The sequence below is a fragment of the Hydrogenophaga sp. genome, from assembly GCF_041633695.1.
Classification (GTDB): domain Bacteria; phylum Pseudomonadota; class Gammaproteobacteria; order Burkholderiales; family Burkholderiaceae_C; genus Hydrogenophaga.
The window spans coordinates 1-3,176 of the sequence record NZ_JBFJMY010000466.1; the positions used below are offsets into that span (position 1 = coordinate 1).

4 protein-coding genes are annotated in these 3,176 nt (G+C 65.5%); 3 read left to right on the plus strand and 1 reads right to left on the minus strand.

Translation table 11 applies throughout. The annotated features are described in order from the left end of the window. The 3 genes from ABYB95_RS20160 to ABYB95_RS20170 all read left to right on the plus strand — a co-directional run. On the plus strand, positions 1 to 760 hold a 760-nt coding region (locus ABYB95_RS20160), incomplete at its 5' end, for an NAD(P)H-dependent flavin oxidoreductase (protein ID WP_372661048.1). After that, positions 757 to 1,485 carry an SDR family oxidoreductase gene (locus tag ABYB95_RS20165; protein WP_372661051.1) on the plus strand — a complete coding sequence of 243 codons (729 nt, stop codon included), beginning with the start codon at positions 757 to 759 and terminating at the stop codon, positions 1,483 to 1,485. The genes ABYB95_RS20160 and ABYB95_RS20165, both read left to right, overlap by 4 nt. Positions 1,486 to 1,499: 14 nt before the next feature. Further along, positions 1,500 to 2,093, plus strand: coding sequence for a 2-hydroxychromene-2-carboxylate isomerase (locus tag ABYB95_RS20170; RefSeq protein WP_372661054.1), 594 nt, complete (start codon positions 1,500 to 1,502; stop codon positions 2,091 to 2,093). 16 nt (positions 2,094 to 2,109) lie between these two features. Here ABYB95_RS20170 and ABYB95_RS20175 read toward each other — a convergent pair whose 3' ends face one another. After that, positions 2,110 to 3,024 (minus strand): ribose-phosphate diphosphokinase, encoded by a 915-nt coding sequence (locus ABYB95_RS20175; RefSeq protein WP_372661057.1) that lies wholly within the window; start codon positions 3,022 to 3,024, stop codon positions 2,110 to 2,112. Positions 3,025 to 3,176 lie beyond the last annotated feature (152 nt).

The following is a 3,176-nucleotide window of genomic DNA, read 5'->3' on the forward strand; positions in this document are numbered from 1 at the left end:
CTATCCCGAATACATCGCCGCCATCATCGAAGGTGGCGTGAAAGTGGTGGAGACCGCCGGGCGCAGCCCTGAGCAATACATGCCGGCCCTGCACGCGGGCGGCATCAAGGTGATCCACAAATGCACCTCGGTGCGCCACGCGCTCAAAGCCGAAAAAATCGGTTGCGACGCGGTCAGCGTGGATGGTTTTGAGTGCGGCGGCCACCCGGGCGAAGACGATATTCCCAACTTCATCCTGCTGCCGCGCGCCGCCGAAGAGCTGAAGATTCCTTTTGTCGCATCGGGTGGCATGGCCGATGCCCGCTCCCTGGTGGCCGCTCTGGCGCTGGGGGCCGAGGGCATCAACATGGGCACGCGCTTCATTGCAACCCGGGAAGCGCCGGTGCACGACAACGTGAAGCAGGCGCTGGTGGCGGCCAGCGAACTCGATACCCGGTTGATCATGCGCGGCCTGCGCAACACCGAGCGCGTGCTGAACAACCCGGCGGTTGAACGCATCATCGAAATCGAGCGCGACAAGGGCGAAGCCCTGGGCATCGAAGACATCCGCGAACTCGTGGGCGGTGTCTATCCACGCGTGATGCAGCAAGGCGATGTGGAGGCTGGCGCCTGGAGTTGCGGCATGGTGGCGGGGCTCATCCACGACGTGCCCACGGTCAAAGATCTGATCGAGCGCATCGTGCACGAAGCCGAGGGCCTCATCCTGCAACGCCTCTCGGGCATGCTCGCGCAAGATGCCGGGGCCGGAGCGCGCGCATGAGTGGCGCAGGCGCGGCCCTGGTCGTGGGTGCCGGAGACGCCACCGGTGGCGCCATCGCCCGCCGCTTTGCGCGCGAAGGCTACACCGCCTGCGTGACCCGGCGCCAGGCCGACAAGTTGGTGCCGCTGGTCGAACGCATCCAGGCCGAAGGCGGACAAGCCCGTGGTTTCGGCTCGGACGCGCGCGACGAGGCCGCGGTGATCGCCCTGGTCGAACAGATCGAGCGCGAAGTCGGTGCCATCGAAGTGGCGGTGTTCAACATCGGCGCCAACGTGCACTTCCCCGTCACCGAGACCACCGAGCGCGTCTACCGCAAGGTCTGGGAAATGGGTGCGCTGGCCGGCTTTCTGATGGGGCGCGAGGTCGCCAAGGCCATGTTGCCGCGCGGCAAAGGCACCATTCTGTTCACCGGCGCCACCGCCAGCCTGCGCGGCGGGGCTGGCTTTTCGGCCTTTGCCGGCGCCAAGCATGCACTGCGCGCGCTGGCACAAAGCCTGGCACGCGAACTCGGACCGCAAGGGATTCACGTGGCGCATGTGGTGATCGATGGCGCCATCGACACCCGCTTCATTGCCGACAATTTCCCCGAGCGTTATGCGCTCAAAGAGCAAGACGGTATCCTGAACCCGGAACACATCGCAGAAACCTACTGGCAACTGCACCGCCAGCCCCGCAGCGCCTGGACGTTTGAGACGGACCTGCGCCCCTGGTCCGAAACCTGGTGAAAACGAGAACCGTCATGAGCGAAAAATCCGTTGAATTCTTTTTCGATTTCGGCAGTCCCACGGCCTACCTGGCCTACACACAGTTGCCAGACATCGCAAAAAATGCGGATGCGCAGTTGGTGTACCGGCCCATGCTGCTCGGCGGCGTGTTCAAGGCCACTGGCAACACCAGCCCTGCGGCGGTGGCGGCCAAAGGCCGCTGGATGAACACCGACCTCCCGCGCTGGGCCAAGCGCTATTGCGTTCCGTTCAACTTCAACCCGAACTTTCCCATCAACACGCTCACGCTGATGCGCGGCGCGGTCGGCATGCAAATGCATCAGCCCCAAGAATTCGAACGCTACATCAAGACCGTGTTCAAGGCCATGTGGGTGCTGCCGCGCAACCTGGGCGACGTCTCCGAACTGGAAGGGGTGCTGTCCGAAGCCGGTTTTGACACCGCCGCGTTCACCGCCATGGTCGGCGACTCGGCCGTAAAAGCCCAACTGGTGGCCAACACCGAAGAAGCGGTGTCACGCGGCGTCTTCGGCGCACCCACCTGCTTTGTCGACGGACACATTTTCTTCTGCCAGGACCGGTTGGACTTCGTGCACGAAGCGCTGGCCTGAGCCCTTGCGCATCGCGCTATCGAACAGCGGCCGCCAGCTCCGCCAACGTGTGCGCCACCAAGGGCACGATGCTCACCGCGTTGCTCGGGTGGGCAATGCAATCGGTGCTCCAGATTTCACCCACGCCGGCTTCGCGCACCAGGCGCACCGCGCCTTCGGCAAACAAGGCATGGGTCACGGCGGCGTCCACCGACGCCGCGCCTGCGGCGCGCAACTGCCGGGCGGCCTGCGCCAGGGTGTGGCCGGAACTGGCCACGTCGTCCATCAACACCACTTGACGGCCTTTGAGCGGCAGGTCGGGCAGTGCCACATCCACCTGGCGGTCGCCATGACGGGTCTTGCGGCACACGCCGTGGTCCCAGCCGTGGCGCTGCGCCGCCAAGGCGACCCATTGCAAGGCCTCTTCGTCCGGGCCCAGCAGCAACACGTTCTGGCGCTGCTGCGCGATGTGGTCGGCCAGCAGCGGCGCGCCACTGAGCGCCACCGCGTCCGGCAAGGGAATAGCCTCGCGCAGCGTGGCCACACGGTGCAGGTGCGGGTCGAGCGTGATGACAGCGTCGAACAGGTTGGCCAGAAAGTGCCCAATCACGCGCTGGCTCACCACTTCGCCGGGGTTGAACGCCATGTCCTGGCGCATATAGGCCAGATAGGGCGCCACCAGAGTCAGGTGCCGGGCGCCGAGTTGGCGTGCGGATTGCGCCGCGAGCAGCAACTCCACCAATTTTTCATTGGGGTGGTCCAGCGTGCGCCAGAACACCAGCCGCGGCGGTAGCACCTCGGGTAAGCGCAGGCGCAATTCGCCATCGGGAAAGCGGTGGCGTTCGATCACGGACAGCACCAGCCCAGCCGCCTGGGCGGCCGCACCGGCAATGGTCTGCTCTTCCTCAAAGCAGAGCAGGCAGCCCTTCGAACCCTCAAATACGTCGTCCATCCCAGCTCCACGAGCAGCTCAAGCGCCGCTTCTGCGCTGCCGATGGTACCCCCGGCGGCCCCGCAGCCCTTGCCACCCAACATGCGATCACGGGAACCCGGCCAAACCGCCAGCGGATGCAGGCTCAGCCCACCACCAACCGCAAACCCGGC

What these genes read in the sequence shown, in the direction of transcription:
- ABYB95_RS20165 (WP_372661051.1), top strand. Translation starts at nt 757, where the DNA reads ATGAGTGGCGCAGGCGCGGCCCTGGTCGTGGGTGCCGGAGACGCCACC.
- ABYB95_RS20170 (WP_372661054.1), top strand. Translation starts at nt 1,500, where the DNA reads ATGAGCGAAAAATCCGTTGAATTCTTTTTCGATTTCGGCAGTCCCACG.
- ABYB95_RS20175 (WP_372661057.1), bottom strand. Translation starts at nt 3,024, where the DNA reads ATGGACGACGTATTTGAGGGTTCGAAGGGCTGCCTGCTCTGCTTTGAG.